Here is a 15,285-nt window from a genome sequence, read left to right as displayed (position 1 = left end):
ACTTTCGGACGCAACGCTCTATTAGATAATGAACTGTCTATACACAAGATTCCCAACCTTAGTCGACATGAGCTGAAAATCCTTATTTGTTAAGTAGTTCACAACACATTATACACCTATTTTGTGAATAGTCAAGTGTCTTTACAGTAAAATTTGCAAATTCCTGAAAATTTTCTCTTATTTTCCATTTTGAAAGACATTTTGAAACTCTAATATCAAAAAAGCCCAGACAACATTGTCTGAGCATTCTTCTATATGGTCGTTTAACAAAGTTGAGTTTGACATTTTCAAACTATTTCTTCAACAAACCTTGTTCTTGTAGAAACTCCTTGGCTACTTGTTCTGCTGACTTGCCTTCAACACCGACTTGGTAGTTGAGCTGGCTCATCTGGCTTTCTGTAATCTTACCAGCTAATTTATTAAGAACAGTTTCCAACTCTGGATGTTTTTTGAGAAGAGCTTCTTTCATCAGTGGAGCCCCTTGATAAGGTGGGAAGAGTTGCTTGTCATCTTCCAAGACCTGCAAATCATAACGCGCCAACTCTGCATCGGTTGAATAGGCGTCCGTGATTTGAATATCGCCTGACTGAATAGCCTGATAGCGAAGGGCTGGCTCCATGGTCGCCACATTAAGCTTGAGACCGTACATTGATTGCAAGCCCTTATTGCCATCTTCACGGTCATTAAATTCGAGTGTAAAACCTGCCTTCAGCTGCCCTTCCACTTTTTTCAAGTCCGAAATGGTCTTCAAGCCATATTCTTGAGCAATCTTTTTCGGAACAGCTACAGCGTAGGTATTTTGATAAGACATAGGTTTGAGATAGGCTAGATGATCCTGTTTGGCAATACCATCACGCGCCACCTGATAAACCTGCTCTGGCTCATGACTCACTTTAGGTGATGGCTGAAGCAAACTTTCAGTCACCGTACCAGTAAATTCAGGATAGATGTCAATATCGCCTTTTTTCAAAGCTTCATAAAGAAAGCTTGTTTTCCCAAAATTCGGTTTAACAGTCGCAGTCATACTGGTGTTTTCTTCAATCAGCAACTTATACATATTGGCCAAAATTTCTGGTTCCGGTCCCAATTTACCAGCAATGATCAAGTTCTCTTTCTCTTTTTGAGCCAAAAGAGCTGGACTATAAGATAGACCAAGTAATATGGTAACCAAGGCAAAACCAGAAAAAATCGTCCGCAATTTTGCTTTTTCCATCACTTTTAGTAGGAAGTTAAAGGCAATAGCAAGCACTGCAGAAGAAAGGGCCCCAATCAAAATCAGACTGGCATTATTACGGTCAATTCCCAAAAGGATAAAGGAACCCAGTCCCCCTGCCCCAATCAAGGCAGCCAAGGTTGCCGTACCGATAATTAAGACCGCTGCCGTCCGAATCCCAGACATCATAACAGGCATAGCAAGTGGAATTTCAAACTTCTTGAGACGCTCCCACCTAGTCATCCCAAAGGCAATCCCAGCCTCTTGCAGACTCGGATCAATTCCCTTTAGCCCAGTGATGGTATTTTGCAAAATCGGAAAAATCGCATAAATCACTAGAGCTGTCAAAGCTGGTAAGGTTCCAATTCCCATCAAGGGGATAAAGAGTCCCAACAAGGCCAGAGACGGGATGGTCTGGAAAATCCCTGCAATCTGCAAGACCCAGTCAGCCAATTTCTCATGATAGCGAAGATAAACAGCCAAGGGAATCGCGATAAAAATAGCTAGTAACAAGGTCAAAAGTGACAACTGCAAATGTTGAGATAGAGCTGTCAACCAATCACTAAAACGATCCTGAAAAGTTGCAATTAAATTAGTCATGAACACTACCTCCAAACAAGTCTGCTACAAATTCTGTGGCAGGAGCTTTTAAAATAGTCTCGGGATTCGCCACCTGGCGAATTTCTCCATCCTGCAAAACTGCAATACGGTCCGCCAACTTCAAGGCTTCATCCGTATCATGGGTTACAAAAATAGTTGTCATCCCAAACTCTTTATGCAATTCTTTAGTCAGAACCTGCAACTGTTTTCTCGAAATAGCATCCAAGGCTGAAAAAGGTTCATCCATGAGGAGAATCTTAGGCTGACCAATCATAGCACGAACAATACCGATCCGTTGCTGTTCTCCACCAGATAATTCACTAGGCAAACGATGCCCATACTCAGCTACTGGCAAGCCAACCTTAGCCAAAAGCTCTTCTGTTTTCTGAGCAATTTCTTCCTTAGTCCATCCTTTCATCTCAGGAATCAGTGCAATATTTTCCGCGACCGTTAGATTTGGAAAGAGAGCAATGGCCTGTAAAACATAACCAGTAGAAAGACGAAGTTCACGCTCATCATAATCTTTAATGCGCTTGCCATCCATATAAATATTTCCATCAGTTGGTTCCAAAAGACGATTAATCATCTTGATCATGGTCGTCTTACCTGAGCCAGATGGACCAACTAAAACCATAAACTCTCCATTCTCAATCCGTAAATTAACATCTCTCAAGACATCTTTTTCTGTGTAGCGTAGCGCCACATTTTTGTATTCAATCATTCTGTATCCTCAATTTAAAACTTCCCTCGATTGGTCAAGTCTTCTACCTTAGGCATGACTTCCTTATTGTCCCAATGCTCCACAATTTTCCCGTTTTCTAGACGGAAGATATCGTACTGGGCATAGGCAACTCAACCAATCCGATTCTGACCATAGCTAACCACATAGTTTCCTTGTCCTAAGAGTTGGAAAACAAAGTCAAAAGTGGCCTTTACTTATAAACAGCTAATTTGCACTATTTTAATCCTCATTTTCCTCCTCTTTCAGATTCGCCAAAATTCTTTCTTGAAAGGCTTCAAACTTACGAATTTCTTCCTCTGAAAATCCTTTGTAAAAGATCGTATCCAATTTCTGACTGACACGATGCCCCACTTCTTTCTGAGACTGCCCCAACTCTGTTAAAACCAGATACTTCTTACGCTTATCTTCTCCACATGGACTAATAGTTACAAGATTTTGTTCCTCTAGCTTTTTAATCATCGTCGTCAGTGTATTGTTAGCAAGCCCAGTCGCCAGAGCAATATCTGTCGCAGTTGCGCAGCCAGTTTCACTATTCCATAAAACCGCTAAAATCTTTCCCTGCTCACTACGATAAAGAGCTTCAGAATCCCGACTTAGTAACTTTTGAAAAATCCGCCCATTCAACAAACGAATATGATGAGCTAGCAAATGACTATCTTTCATGACACCTCCAATTTATTTCCATATCGAAACGAATAAAGCAATTGTAACACTCGCCATTCCATCTGTCAACTATTTCGATTTGGAAATAATTTTTCCCAGTAAAAAAATCTCCCACCCAAGGTAGAAGATTGTAATCTTATATACTTAATCCGTCATGTCCGATACCAAAGTTCGATGTTCCAACAGAATACTGCACATAACTAGCAAGAAAATAAAGCCTGACTGAATCCAGAAGAGGGCCAGGTCAAAGATTCCGTGTACAGCAACCACTGTAAGGAAAGATAGATAAAGACCGATAATCGGACGTTTTCCCGACTCCTGACTCATATCCATCATCAATCGAACAGGAGCAACAGAAGACAAAACTAATAAAATAGTCCCCACAATTCCGTAACTCAGAATCGTGTCAATATACAGACTGTGAGCATGTTCATGATAAGGAGCATTTATCCGAGGATAAGAGTGCATATAGGTTAATGGCCCCTCACCCCAAAAAGGATTTTGCTTAAACAAGGCCATCCCTGCATCCCAGATAGAAATACGTTCTTCCATAGAAGAATCTAAAGTCCCCATCCGAACTCCCAAATCACTAGAAAAGAGGAAACTCAAGCCGATCGCGAAGACCCCAATACTAAGCCAAAAGGCCTTCCAGTTTTTAATGGTCGTAAAGAGATAGATGATTGCTCCAGCGATAATAGCAGGAAAGGCAGTTCGATTTTGAGTAAAGTTCAATCCAAAGAGATTAACAAAGCCTGCAAACACACAGAATACTTTCAACCAATTCAACTTGGTCGTTGTAAACAGATAGAAAGCAATCATGATACAGAAACAACAAATAATTCCATAATAATTAGGATTAAAGAAGGTCACTTCTGCACGATTCTGATGCCACACCTGCATATTGGGTGAAAGAAAAGCATAGTTAAATTTCTTCACAATTTGGAAATGTTCTAAACTCGCAAAAGCAGCTGACAATACGCTACCAAACAAGACGAGCTGCAAAATCAAGCGAAAGAATTTATGTGATAAAATCGACTGATAGTGCAAAAAGAAAACAGTAAATAGAAACATTCCTACTGAAGCTACAACTCCCATCCAATTTTGTGCAAAAACGGATATAACAGTACTATAGCCAAGAAAAAGAAGCAGCATCGGATGCTCCCCCATTTTCTGAAGAATACTTTTCATGTCTCCTGTAAAAATCAAACTGATAATATATAAACAGAATACAACTACAAAAAGATAAAAGGGTAAAAAGATACTCAGGATAATTCCCAATAAAATCAGCTCTTTACTAGACAACCCTTTCAGCTTTTCAATAAAGCCTATTGATTTCAAAATGAATCCTTTCTCTCCAAATCAATTGATTCAGATAATAGTAAGCTATCCTATATTGTACCACTTTTTTAGCAATTTGAAAACAAAGGAAACGCTTCCCTGGGTAAAAAAGCGAGCAAAAATACTGAGATTTCATAACTCAATCTTAATGACTAGATTCACTCTAAAAAATCGTGCCGAAAATACTAGGCATATGTTAAAATAGTAGTAATAAAATAAAGATTAGAAGCAACTATACAAACTATATTTAAATCATTTACAATTCCTAAAGAAAGGAAACACTATGAAATCCTACCAAGCCGTCTACCAAATTATAGCAAAAGAAACCGATTATATCAGCGGAGAAAAGATTGCAGAAGAACTATCCCTCAGTCGAACATCGATTTGGAAAGCCATCAAGCGATTAGAACAAGAAGGCATTGAAATTGATAGCATCAAAAACAAAGGCTATAAATTGATGAATGGAGACCTTATTCTTCCAGAGATTCTAGAAGAAAATCTTCCAATTAAAGTTAGCTTTAAAACTGAGACTAAATCAACACAACTAGATGCAAAAGAAGCAATTGATTTAGGGAATGAAGCAAATACCCTCTATCTAGCTGCCTATCAAACAGCTGGCCGAGGCCGTTTTCAACGTTCTTTCTACTCCCCACAAGGTGGCATTTATATGACACTCCATCTTAAACCAAATCTTCCTTACGACAAATTACCATCCTACACACTACTTGTAGCTGGAGCTATCTACAAAGCCATTAAGAACCTAACTTTAATAGATGTCGACATAAAATGGGTCAACGATATCTACCTCAAAAATCATAAAATTGGAGGAATCCTCACTGAGGCAATGACCTCTGTAGAAACAGGCTTAGTCACAGATATCATTATTGGAGTAGGAATCAACTTCACTATTAATGATTTCCCACAAGAATTAAAAGAAAAAGCTGCTAGCTTATTTAAAGCACCATCTCCTATAACAAGGAATGAATTAATCATAGAAATCTGGCGTGCTTTCTTCGAAACACCAGCAGAAGAGCTATTATACCTATATAAAAAACAGTCATTCGTCCTAGGAAAAGAAGTTACTTTTACACTAGATCAAAAAGACTACAAAGGACTTGCTAAAGACATCTCTGAAAGTGGAAAACTTTTAGTACAATGTGATAACGGAAAAGAAATCTGGCTAAATAGCGGAGAAATTTCACTCAAGAGTTGGAAGTAATAGCAAAGTTATACAACAAAAAATAAACTATATAAAAAGTCTCTATAACATTTGTAATGGGTAAATTTCCTATGAATATTATGGAGCCTATTTTATTGTAGAAAAAAGTCCCATAAGATCTATAATGAAAAGCGGCCAAACCATCATTAGAAAGAATCATATGGAACAATTACAAAATTATTAGACATTAAAGGCCATAATATCCAATTTGTGAATGTTATTAATAGGGATACTCACAAAAAAATCATCGCTAAACTGGATTATGAGGCTCCACCTTGTCCTGATTGCAGAAACCAAATGAAGAAATATGACTTTCAAAAACCGTCCAAGATTCCTTACCTTGAAACAACTGGTATGCCTACTAAAATTCTCCTTAAAAAACGTCGATTCAAGTTCTATCATTGCTTTAAAATGATTGTTGCCGAAACCTATCTCGTCAAGAATAATCATCAAATTTCTCGTATCATCAACCAAAAAATTGCGCAAAAGTTGATTGAAAAGACTTCTATGACCGACATTGCCCATCAGCTGGCCATTTCAACTTCAACTGTCATCCGTAAGCTCAATGACTTCCGTTTTAAGCATGATTTTTCTAGCCTTCCTAAGATTATGTCCTGGGATGAGTACGCCTTCACCAAGGGAAAGATGAGCTTTATTGCGCAAGATTTTGACAATCTCAACATTATCACCGTGCTTGAAGGTAGAACCCAGACTATCATCGAAATCACTTTCTGCTCTACGATAGAGTCATTCGCTGTCAGGTGAAAATCATTACTATGGATATGTTTAGCCCTTACTACGACTTGGCTAAACAGCTTCGCTTTCGAATTTCTAGGATCAGCCTGAAACAGTCTCCCAGACTGTTTCACTCCCTAATGCAAAAATTGTACTTAATCGTTTTCATATTGTACAACATCTTAACCGTGCTATGAATCATTTGCGTGTCCAAATCATGAATCAATTTGAGCGAAAATCTCATGAATACAAGGCTATCAAGCGTTACTGGAAACTCATTCAACAGGATAGTCGTAAACTCAGTGCTAAGCGATTTTATCGCCCTACTTTTCATATGCACTTAACTAATAAAGAGATTCTAGATAAGCTTTTGAGCTATTCAGAAGACTTGAAACTCCACTATAATCTCTATCAGCTCTTGCTTTTTCACTTCCAGAATAAGGAACCAGGGACATTTTTCGGACTTATTGAGGACAATATTAAGCAGGTTAATCCTTTTTTCAGACTGTCTTTCAAACCTTCCTCAAGGACAAGAAGAAAATCGTCCACGCCCTTCAACTACTCTACTCCAACGCAAATTGGAAGCAACCAATAATGGCTCTATAATATTTGTAGTGGGTAAATCCCCTATGGATATTATGGAGCCTATTTTGTTGTAGAAAAAAAGTCCCATAAGATCTATAATGAAAAGCAACCAAACCATCATTAGAAAGAATCCTATGGAACAATTACATTTTATCACAAAATTACTAGACATTAAAGACCCAAATATCCAAATTATGGATGTCATTAATAGGAATACCCACAAGGAAATCATCGCTAAACTGGACTACGACGCTCCATCTTGTCCTGAGTGTGGAAGTCAAATGAAGAAATATGACTTCCAAAAACCGTCTAAGGTTCCTTACCTTGAAACGACTGGTATGCCTACTAGAATTCTCCTTAGAAAACGTCGATTCAAGTGCTATCATTGCTCGAAAATGATGGTAGCTGAGACTTCTCTCGTCAAGAAGAATCACCAAATCCCTCGTATCATCAACCAAAAGATTGCCCAGAAGCTAATTGAGAAGACTTCTATGACCGATATTGCCCGTCAGCTGTCTATTTCAACTTCAACTGTTATTCGCAAGCTCAATGACTTCTGTTTTAAGTCTGATTTTTCTTACCTCCCTGAGATTATGTCCTGGGACGAATATGCCTTCACTAAGGGAAAGATGAGTTTCATTGCTCAAGATTTTGATAAGCTCAATATTATCACTGTTCTTGAGGGTAGAACACAAACTATCATAAGAAATCATTTTCTGCGCTACAATCGCTCTGTTCGTTGTCAGGTGAAAATCATTACTATGGATATGTTTAGTCCTTACTATGACTTGGCTAAACATCTTTTTCCGTATGCCAAAATCGTTCTAGATCGCTTCCACATTGTACAACATCTTAGCCGTGCTATGAGTCGTGTTCGTGTCCAAATCATGAAGCAATTTGAGCGAAAATCTCATGAATATAAGGCTATCAAGCGCTACTGGAAACTCATTCAACAGGATAGCCGTAAACTGAGTGATAAGCGATTTTATCGCCCTACTTTTCGCATGCACTTAACCAATAAAGAGATTATTGACAAGCTTTTGAGCTATTCAGAAGACTTGAAACACCACTATCATCTCTATCAACTCTTGCTTTTTCACTTTCAGAATAAGGAACCGGAGAAATTTTTCGGACTCATTGAGGAAAATCTAAAGAAAGTTCATCCTCTTTTTAAGACTGTCTTTAAAACCTTTCTAAAGGACAAAGAGAAAATCGTCAATGCCCTTCAGTTACCCTATTCTAATGCCAAATTAGAAGCAACCAATAATCTCATCAAACTTATCAAACGCAATGCCTTTGGTTTTCGGAACTTTGAAAACTTCAAAAAACGGATTTTTATCGCTCTGAATATCAAAAAAGAAAGAACGAAATTTGTCCTTTCTCGAGCTTAGCTTTTCTTCAACCCACTACAGTTGATAATGAGCCGGAATAAAAAAGAGTTATAAACTCTCATTCAAACGGAGAATAAGGGATTCGAACCCTTGCGCCAGTTACCCGACCTAACGATTTAGCAAACCGTCCTCTTCAGCCTCTTGAGTAATTCTCCAATTAATGGGCACGAGTGGACTCGAACCACCGACCTCACGCTTATCAGGCGTGCGCTCTAACCACCTGAGCTACGCGCCCAAGTTAAAAACTTGGTAATTTGAACAAAGTTCAAAGCGGGTGACGAGAATCGAACTCGCGACAACAGCTTGGAAGGCTGTAGTTTTACCACTAAACTACACCCGCATACATACTATTAATAAAAATGGCGCGAGACGGAATCGAACCGCCGACACATGGAGCTTCAATCCATTGCTCTACCAACTGAGCTACCGAGCCTTATTGCGGGAGCAGGATTTGAACCTACGACCTTCGGGTTATGAGCCCGACGAGCTACCGAGCTGCTCCATCCCGCGTTAATAAAAAAGGAGGATGTGGGATTCGAACCCACGCACGCTTTTACACGCCTGACGGTTTTCAAGACCGTTCCCTTCAGCCGGACTTGGGTAATCCTCCATACTATTCAAATGGACCTTGTAGGACTTGAACCTACGACCACTCGGTTATGAGCCGAGAGCTCTAACCAGCTGAGCTAAAGGTCCAACAAGATCTTTATAGCGGCGAAGGGGATCGAACCCCCGACCTCCCGGGTATGAACCGGACGCTCTAGCCAGCTGAGCTACACCGCCATATATCGGGAAGACAGGATTCGAACCTGCGACACCTTGGTCCCAAACCAAGTACTCTACCAAGCTGAGCTACTTCCCGAGTTAAATAGAAAATGCACCCTAGAGGAGTCGAACCTCTAACCGCCTGATTCGTAGTCAGGTACTCTATCCAGTTGAGCTAAGGGTGCTCATTATGTTATGCCGAGGACCGGAATCGAACCGGTACGATCGTTACCAATCGCAGGATTTTAAGTCCTGTGCGTCTGCCAGTTCCGCCACCCCGGCCTCTCTAAGCGAACGACGGGATTCGAACCCGCGACCCCCACCTTGGCAAGGTGGTGTTCTACCACTGAACTACGTTCGCACTATTTTCTTCTATCTAAAAATGCCGGCTACATGACTTGAACACGCGACCCTCTGATTACAAATCAGATGCTCTACCAACTGAGCTAAGCCGGCTCATTTATTATATCTTAATGCGGGTTAAGGGACTTGAACCCCCACGCCGTTAAGCGCCAGATCCTAAATCTGGTGCGTCTGCCAATTCCGCCAAACCCGCATATATGACCCGTACTGGGCTCGAACCAGTGACCCATTGATTAAAAGTCAATTGCTCTACCAACTGAGCTAACGAGTCTAAAATAACTTTCGTTATCTTAAACGGTCCCGACGGGAATCGAACCCGCGATCTTCGCCGTGACAGGGCGACGTGATAACCGCTACACTACGGGACCTATGGGAGTTAACGGGATCGAACCGCTGACCCTCTGCTTGTAAGGCAGATGCTCTCCCAGCTGAGCTAAACTCCCTAGAGCTAAGCGACTTCCATATCTCACAGGGGGCAACCCCCAACTACTTCCGGCGTTCTAGGGCTTAACTTCTGTGTTCGGCATGGGTACAGGTGTATCTCCTAGGCTATCGTCACTTAACTCTGAGTAATACCTACTCAAAATTGAATATCTATTCAAATCAAGAAAACCTTGCGCTTTCATATTCTCAGTTACTTTGGATAAGTCCTCGAGCTATTAGTATTAGTCCGCTACATGTGTCGCCACACTTCCACTTCTAACCTATCTACCTGATCATCTCTCAGGGCTCTTACTGATATAAAATCATGGGAAATCTCATCTTGAGGTGGGTTTCACACTTAGATGCTTTCAGCGTTTATCCCTTCCCTACATAGCTACCCAGCGATGCCTTTGGCAAGACAACTGGTACACCAGCGGTAAGTCCACTCTGGTCCTCTCGTACTAGGAGCAGATCCTCTCAAATTTCCTACGCCCGCGACGGATAGGGACCGAACTGTCTCACGACGTTCTGAACCCAGCTCGCGTGCCGCTTTAATGGGCGAACAGCCCAACCCTTGGGACCGACTACAGCCCCAGGATGCGACGAGCCGACATCGAGGTGCCAAACCTCCCCGTCGATGTGAACTCTTGGGGGAGATAAGCCTGTTATCCCCAGGGTAGCTTTTATCCGTTGAGCGATGGCCCTTCCATACGGAACCACCGGATCACTAAGCCCGACTTTCGTCCCTGCTCGAGTTGTAGCTCTCGCAGTCAAGCTCCCTTATACCTTTACACTCTGCGAATGATTTCCAACCATTCTGAGGGAACCTTTGGGCGCCTCCGTTACCTTTTAGGAGGCGACCGCCCCAGTCAAACTGCCCGTCAGACACTGTCTCCGATAGGGATCACCTATCCGGGTTAGAGTGGCCATAACACAAGGGTAGTATCCCAACAACGTCTCCTTCGAAACTGGCGTCCCGATCTCATAGACTCCTACCTATCCTGTACATGTGGTACAGACACTCAATATCAAACTGCAGTAAAGCTCCATGGGGTCTTTCCGTCCTGTCGCGGGTAACCTGCATCTTCACAGGTACTAAAATTTCACCGAGTCTCTCGTTGAGACAGTGCCCAAATCATTACGCCTTTCGTGCGGGTCGGAACTTACCCGACAAGGAATTTCGCTACCTTAGGACCGTTATAGTTACGGCCGCCGTTTACTGGGGCTTCAATTCATACCTTCGCTTACGCTAAGCACTCCTCTTAACCTTCCAGCACCGGGCAGGCGTCACCCCCTATACATCATCTTACGATTTAGCAGAGAGCTGTGTTTTTGATAAACAGTTGCTTGGGCCTATTCACTGCGGCTGACGTAAAGTCAGCACCCCTTCTCCCGAAGTTACGGGGTCATTTTGCCGAGTTCCTTAACGAGAGTTCTCTCGCTCACCTGAGGCTACTCGCCTCGACTACCTGTGTCGGTTTGCGGTACGGGTAGAGTATGTTTAAACGCTAGAAGCTTTTCTTGGCAGTGTGACGTCACTAACTTCGCTACTAAACTTCGCTCCCCATCACAGCTCAATGTTACAGATATAAGCATTTGACTCATATCACACCTCACTGCTTAGACAGACACTTCCAATCGTCTGCTTTAGTTAGCCTACTGCGTCCCTCCATCACTACATACTCTAGTACAGGAATATCAACCTGTTGTCCATCGGATACACCTTTCGGTCTCTCCTTAGGTCCCGACTAACCCAGGGCGGACGAGCCTTCCCCTGGAAACCTTAGTCTTACGGTGGACAGGATTCTCACCTGTCTTTCGCTACTCATACCGGCATTCTCACTTCTATGCGTTCCAGCACTCCTCACGGTACACCTTCTTCACACATAGAACGCTCTCCTACCATACCTATAAAGGTATCCACAGCTTCGGTAAATTGTTTTAGCCCCGGTACATTTTCGGCGCAGGGTCACTCGACTAGTGAGCTATTACGCACTCTTTGAATGAATAGCTGCTTCTAAGCTAACATCCTAGTTGTCTGTGCAACCCCACATCCTTTTCCACTTAACAATTATTTTGGGACCTTAGCTGGTGGTCTGGGCTGTTTCCCTTTCGACTACGGATCTTAGCACTCGCAGTCTGACTGCCGACCATAATTCATTGGCATTCGGAGTTTATCTGAGATTGGTAATCCGGGATGGACCCCTCACCCAAACAGTGCTCTACCTCCAAGAATCTTAATGTCGACGCTAGCCCTAAAGCTATTTCGGAGAGAACCAGCTATCTCCAAGTTCGTTTGGAATTTCTCCGCTACCCACAAGTCATCCAAGCACTTTTCAACGTGCCCTGGTTCGGTCCTCCAGTGCGTCTTACCGCACCTTCAACCTGCTCATGGGTAGGTCACATGGTTTCGGGTCTACGTCATGATACTAATTCGCCCTATTCAGACTCGGTTTCCCTACGGCTCCGTCTCTTCAACTTAACCTCGCATCATAACGTAACTCGCCGGTTCATTCTACAAAAGGCACGCTCTCACCCATTAACGGGCTCGAACTTGTTGTAGGCACACGGTTTCAGGTTCTATTTCACTCCCCTCCCGGGGTGCTTTTCACCTTTCCCTCACGGTACTGGTTCACTATCGGTCACTAGGGAGTATTTAGGGTTGGGAGATGGTCCTCCCAGATTCCGACGGGATTTCACGTGTCCCGCCGTACTCAGGATACTGCTAGGTACAAAGACTATTTTAAATACGAGGCTATTACTCTCTTTGGCTGATCTTCCCAAATCATTCTTCTATAATCTTTGAGTCCACATTGCAGTCCTACAACCCCGAAGAGTAAACTCTTCGGTTTGCCCTTCTGCCGTTTCGCTCGCCGCTACTAAGGCAATCGCTTTTGCTTTCTCTTCCTGCAGCTACTTAGATGTTTCAGTTCACTGCGTCTTCCTCCTCATATCCTTAACAGATATGGGTAACAGGTAGTACCTGTTGGGTTCCCCCATTCGGAAATCCCTGGATCATCGCTTACTTACAGCTACCCAAGGCATATCGTCGTTTGTCACGTCCTTCTTCGGCTCCTAGTGCCAAGGCATCCACCGTGCGCCCTTATTAACTTAACCTTATTTTCTGACCTTTCAGTCATAAACTCTTATTAATACTACAGCGTTTTCGGTTTATTTTCTTGTTACTATTTGATATAGATATTCAATTTTCAATGTGCATTACTTGGTGATCTCTCACCAATGGAGCCTAGCGGGATCGAACCGCTGACCTCCTGCGTGCAAAGCAGGCGCTCTCCCAGCTGAGCTAAGGCCCCACAAGACCTCTCAAGACTAAACAAGACCAATGCGCAGTTCCTTATCCTTAGAAAGGAGGTGATCCAGCCGCACCTTCCGATACGGCTACCTTGTTACGACTTCACCCCAATCATCTATCCCACCTTAGGCGGCTGGCTCCTTACGGTTACCTCACCGACTTCGGGTGTTACAAACTCTCGTGGTGTGACGGGCGGTGTGTACAAGGCCCGGGAACGTATTCACCGCGGCGTGCTGATCCGCGATTACTAGCGATTCCGACTTCATGTAGGCGAGTTGCAGCCTACAATCCGAACTGAGACTGGCTTTAAGAGATTAGCTTGCCGTCACCGGCTTGCGACTCGTTGTACCAGCCATTGTAGCACGTGTGTAGCCCAGGTCATAAGGGGCATGATGATTTGACGTCATCCCCACCTTCCTCCGGTTTATTACCGGCAGTCTCGCTAGAGTGCCCAACTAAATGATGGCAACTAACAATAGGGGTTGCGCTCGTTGCGGGACTTAACCCAACATCTCACGACACGAGCTGACGACAACCATGCACCACCTGTCACCTCTGTCCCGAAGGAAAACTCTATCTCTAGAGCGGTCAGAGGGATGTCAAGACCTGGTAAGGTTCTTCGCGTTGCTTCGAATTAAACCACATGCTCCACCGCTTGTGCGGGCCCCCGTCAATTCCTTTGAGTTTCAACCTTGCGGTCGTACTCCCCAGGCGGAGTGCTTAATGCGTTAGCTGCGGCACTAAACCCCGGAAAGGGTCTAACACCTAGCACTCATCGTTTACGGCGTGGACTACCAGGGTATCTAATCCTGTTTGCTCCCCACGCTTTCGAGCCTCAGCGTCAGTTACAAGCCAGAGAGCCGCTTTCGCCACCGGTGTTCCTCCATATATCTACGCATTTCACCGCTACACATGGAATTCCACTCTCCCCTCTTGCACTCAAGTTAAACAGTTTCCAAAGCGTACTATGGTTAAGCCACAGCCTTTAACTTCAGACTTATCTAACCGCCTGCGCTCGCTTTACGCCCAATAAATCCGGACAACGCTCGGGACCTACGTATTACCGCGGCTGCTGGCACGTAGTTAGCCGTCCCTTTCTGGTAAGATACCGTCACAGTGTGAACTTTCCACTCTCACACTCGTTCTTCTCTTACAACAGAGCTTTACGATCCGAAAACCTTCTTCACTCACGCGGCGTTGCTCGGTCAGACTTCCGTCCATTGCCGAAGATTCCCTACTGCTGCCTCCCGTAGGAGTCTGGGCCGTGTCTCAGTCCCAGTGTGGCCGATCACCCTCTCAGGTCGGCTATGTATCGTCGCCTTGGTGAGCCGTTACCCCACCAACTAGCTAATACAACGCAGGTCCATCTGGTAGTGATGCAATTGCACCTTTCAAGCAAATGTCATGCAACATCTACTATTATGCGGTATTAGCTATCGTTTCCAATAGTTATCCCCCGCTACCAGGCAGGTTACCTACGCGTTACTCACCCGTTCGCAACTCATCCAGAAGAGCAAGCTCTCCCTTCAGCGTTCTACTTGCATGTATTAGGCACGCCGCCAGCGTTCGTCCTGAGCCAGGATCAAACTCTCATTAAAAGTTTGAGCTCTCACTCATTTCTGTCACTGACAGATTTATTGTTTTTCATTGTTCAGTACTACAACCTTAGTTGTAGTGCCCTGCACATTGGTTCGTCTTGTTCAGTTTTCAAAGGTCTTTGTCACTCACTTCTCTCAAGTGACAACTATATTAGTATATCACAGTCGCTTTCGCTTGTCAACACTTTTTTGAAACTTTTTTAAGTTTTTTTAAAACTTTTTTCATCAAGTGTTCCATCTGCAACATACCATAGTCCGTACGGGATTCGAACCCGTGTTACCGCCGTGAAAAGGCGGTGTCTTAACCCCTTGACCAACGGACCTGAGTTGTTATTTT

Annotated in this window: 6 protein-coding genes, 19 tRNA genes, 3 rRNA genes and 2 pseudogenes; 4 read left to right on the top strand and 26 right to left on the bottom strand. The window is 43.3% G+C overall.

Annotated features, from left to right (window positions below):
• Positions 1 to 292: 292 nt before the first annotated feature.
• From AXK38_02415 to AXK38_02400, 4 genes are all read right to left on the bottom strand, one after another.
• A complete protein-coding gene (locus tag AXK38_02415) occupies positions 293 to 1,813 on the bottom strand; it encodes a glycine/betaine ABC transporter permease (protein AMH88174.1) in 1,521 nt (506 codons plus the stop codon).
• Positions 1,806 to 2,534, bottom strand: coding sequence for a glycine/betaine ABC transporter ATP-binding protein (locus tag AXK38_02410; GenBank protein AMH88173.1), 729 nt, complete (start codon positions 2,532 to 2,534; stop codon positions 1,806 to 1,808). Before AXK38_02410 ends, AXK38_02415 begins: the two co-directional genes overlap by 8 nt.
• Positions 2,535 to 2,774: 240 nt before the next feature.
• Entirely contained in the window at positions 2,775 to 3,218 is a 444-nt protein-coding gene (locus AXK38_02405) for a MarR family transcriptional regulator (GenBank protein AMH88172.1), read from the bottom strand.
• Positions 3,219 to 3,362: 144 nt separating this feature from the next.
• Positions 3,363 to 4,556 (bottom strand): polymerase, encoded by a 1,194-nt coding sequence (locus tag AXK38_02400; GenBank protein AMH88171.1) that lies wholly within the window; start codon positions 4,554 to 4,556, stop codon positions 3,363 to 3,365.
• Positions 4,557 to 4,839: 283 nt separating this feature from the next.
• Here AXK38_02400 and AXK38_02395 point away from each other — a divergent pair, with 283 nt between their 5' ends.
• The 4 genes and pseudogenes from AXK38_02395 (at position 4,840) to AXK38_02380 (ending at position 8,486) form a co-directional block, all read left to right on the top strand.
• Positions 4,840 to 5,775: a biotin--acetyl-CoA-carboxylase ligase gene (locus AXK38_02395; GenBank protein AMH88170.1), complete on the top strand. Its 936-nt coding sequence runs from the start codon at positions 4,840 to 4,842 to the stop codon at positions 5,773 to 5,775.
• A gap of 168 nt (positions 5,776 to 5,943) precedes the next feature.
• Positions 5,944 to 6,707: pseudogene (locus AXK38_02390) on the top strand (transposase).
• Positions 6,704 to 7,110: pseudogene (locus tag AXK38_02385) on the top strand (transposase). Before AXK38_02390 ends, AXK38_02385 begins: the two co-directional pseudogenes overlap by 4 nt.
• A gap of 119 nt (positions 7,111 to 7,229) precedes the next feature.
• Positions 7,230 to 8,486 (top strand): transposase, encoded by a 1,257-nt coding sequence (locus AXK38_02380; protein AMH89606.1) that lies wholly within the window; start codon positions 7,230 to 7,232, stop codon positions 8,484 to 8,486.
• Between the two features lie 67 nt (positions 8,487 to 8,553).
• On the opposite strand, the gene AXK38_02375 is transcribed toward AXK38_02380, so the two are convergent.
• The 22 genes from AXK38_02375 to AXK38_02270 all read right to left on the bottom strand — a co-directional run bounded on the left by AXK38_02375 (position 8,554) and on the right by AXK38_02270 (position 15,271).
• A tRNA-Ser gene (locus AXK38_02375) sits at positions 8,554 to 8,641 on the bottom strand.
• A gap of 6 nt (positions 8,642 to 8,647) precedes the next feature.
• A tRNA-Ile gene (locus AXK38_02370) sits at positions 8,648 to 8,721 on the bottom strand.
• A 34-nt stretch (positions 8,722 to 8,755) separates the two neighbouring features.
• Positions 8,756 to 8,826 (bottom strand) — tRNA-Gly (locus AXK38_02365).
• Between the two features lie 20 nt (positions 8,827 to 8,846).
• Positions 8,847 to 8,919 (bottom strand) — tRNA-Phe (locus tag AXK38_02360).
• Positions 8,920 to 8,922: 3 nt separating this feature from the next.
• Positions 8,923 to 8,996: transfer RNA gene (locus AXK38_02355), tRNA-Met, on the bottom strand.
• A gap of 10 nt (positions 8,997 to 9,006) precedes the next feature.
• Positions 9,007 to 9,096 (bottom strand) — tRNA-Ser (locus AXK38_02350).
• A gap of 12 nt (positions 9,097 to 9,108) precedes the next feature.
• A tRNA-Met gene (locus AXK38_02345) sits at positions 9,109 to 9,182 on the bottom strand.
• A gap of 13 nt (positions 9,183 to 9,195) precedes the next feature.
• Positions 9,196 to 9,269: transfer RNA gene (locus tag AXK38_02340), tRNA-Met, on the bottom strand.
• Between the two features lie 5 nt (positions 9,270 to 9,274).
• Positions 9,275 to 9,348, bottom strand: a tRNA-Pro gene (locus tag AXK38_02335).
• A 14-nt stretch (positions 9,349 to 9,362) separates the two neighbouring features.
• Positions 9,363 to 9,436, bottom strand: a tRNA-Arg gene (locus tag AXK38_02330).
• A gap of 11 nt (positions 9,437 to 9,447) precedes the next feature.
• Positions 9,448 to 9,533: transfer RNA gene (locus AXK38_02325), tRNA-Leu, on the bottom strand.
• Positions 9,534 to 9,540: 7 nt separating this feature from the next.
• Positions 9,541 to 9,612, bottom strand: a tRNA-Gly gene (locus tag AXK38_02320).
• A gap of 22 nt (positions 9,613 to 9,634) precedes the next feature.
• A tRNA-Thr gene (locus tag AXK38_02315) sits at positions 9,635 to 9,707 on the bottom strand.
• Positions 9,708 to 9,725: 18 nt separating this feature from the next.
• Positions 9,726 to 9,807, bottom strand: a tRNA-Leu gene (locus tag AXK38_02310).
• A gap of 5 nt (positions 9,808 to 9,812) precedes the next feature.
• Positions 9,813 to 9,885: transfer RNA gene (locus AXK38_02305), tRNA-Lys, on the bottom strand.
• A 24-nt stretch (positions 9,886 to 9,909) separates the two neighbouring features.
• Positions 9,910 to 9,982, bottom strand: a tRNA-Asp gene (locus tag AXK38_02300).
• A gap of 2 nt (positions 9,983 to 9,984) precedes the next feature.
• Positions 9,985 to 10,057 (bottom strand) — tRNA-Val (locus AXK38_02295).
• A 4-nt stretch (positions 10,058 to 10,061) separates the two neighbouring features.
• Positions 10,062 to 10,177, bottom strand: a 5S ribosomal RNA gene (gene rrf, locus AXK38_02290).
• A gap of 75 nt (positions 10,178 to 10,252) precedes the next feature.
• A 23S ribosomal RNA gene (locus AXK38_02285) occupies positions 10,253 to 13,155 on the bottom strand.
• 123 nt (positions 13,156 to 13,278) lie between these two features.
• Positions 13,279 to 13,351, bottom strand: a tRNA-Ala gene (locus tag AXK38_02280).
• Positions 13,352 to 13,395: 44 nt separating this feature from the next.
• Positions 13,396 to 14,949 (bottom strand): 16S ribosomal RNA (locus AXK38_02275).
• The 16S, 23S and 5S rRNA genes sit together here with 19 tRNA genes alongside, the layout of an rRNA operon.
• Before the next feature lie 250 nt (positions 14,950 to 15,199).
• Positions 15,200 to 15,271 (bottom strand) — tRNA-Glu (locus tag AXK38_02270).
• Positions 15,272 to 15,285 lie beyond the last annotated feature (14 nt).

The organism is Streptococcus mitis (assembly GCA_001560895.1).
GTDB classification, from domain to species: domain Bacteria; phylum Bacillota; class Bacilli; order Lactobacillales; family Streptococcaceae; genus Streptococcus; species Streptococcus mitis_Q.
This window is presented reverse-complemented; position numbering and strand designations above follow the sequence as displayed.

Bases quoted from the DNA above. Each gene is read 5' to 3' on its own strand.
- AXK38_02410 (AMH88173.1), bottom strand. From the start codon at position 2,534: ATGATTGAATACAAAAATGTGGCGCTACGCTACACAGAAAAAGATGTC.
- AXK38_02405 (AMH88172.1), bottom strand. From the start codon at position 3,218: ATGAAAGATAGTCATTTGCTAGCTCATCATATTCGTTTGTTGAATGGG.
- AXK38_02395 (AMH88170.1), top strand. From the start codon at position 4,840: ATGAAATCCTACCAAGCCGTCTACCAAATTATAGCAAAAGAAACCGAT.
- AXK38_02380 (AMH89606.1), top strand. From the start codon at position 7,230: ATGGAACAATTACATTTTATCACAAAATTACTAGACATTAAAGACCCA.
- AXK38_02415 (AMH88174.1), bottom strand. From the start codon at position 1,813: ATGACTAATTTAATTGCAACTTTTCAGGATCGTTTTAGTGATTGGTTG.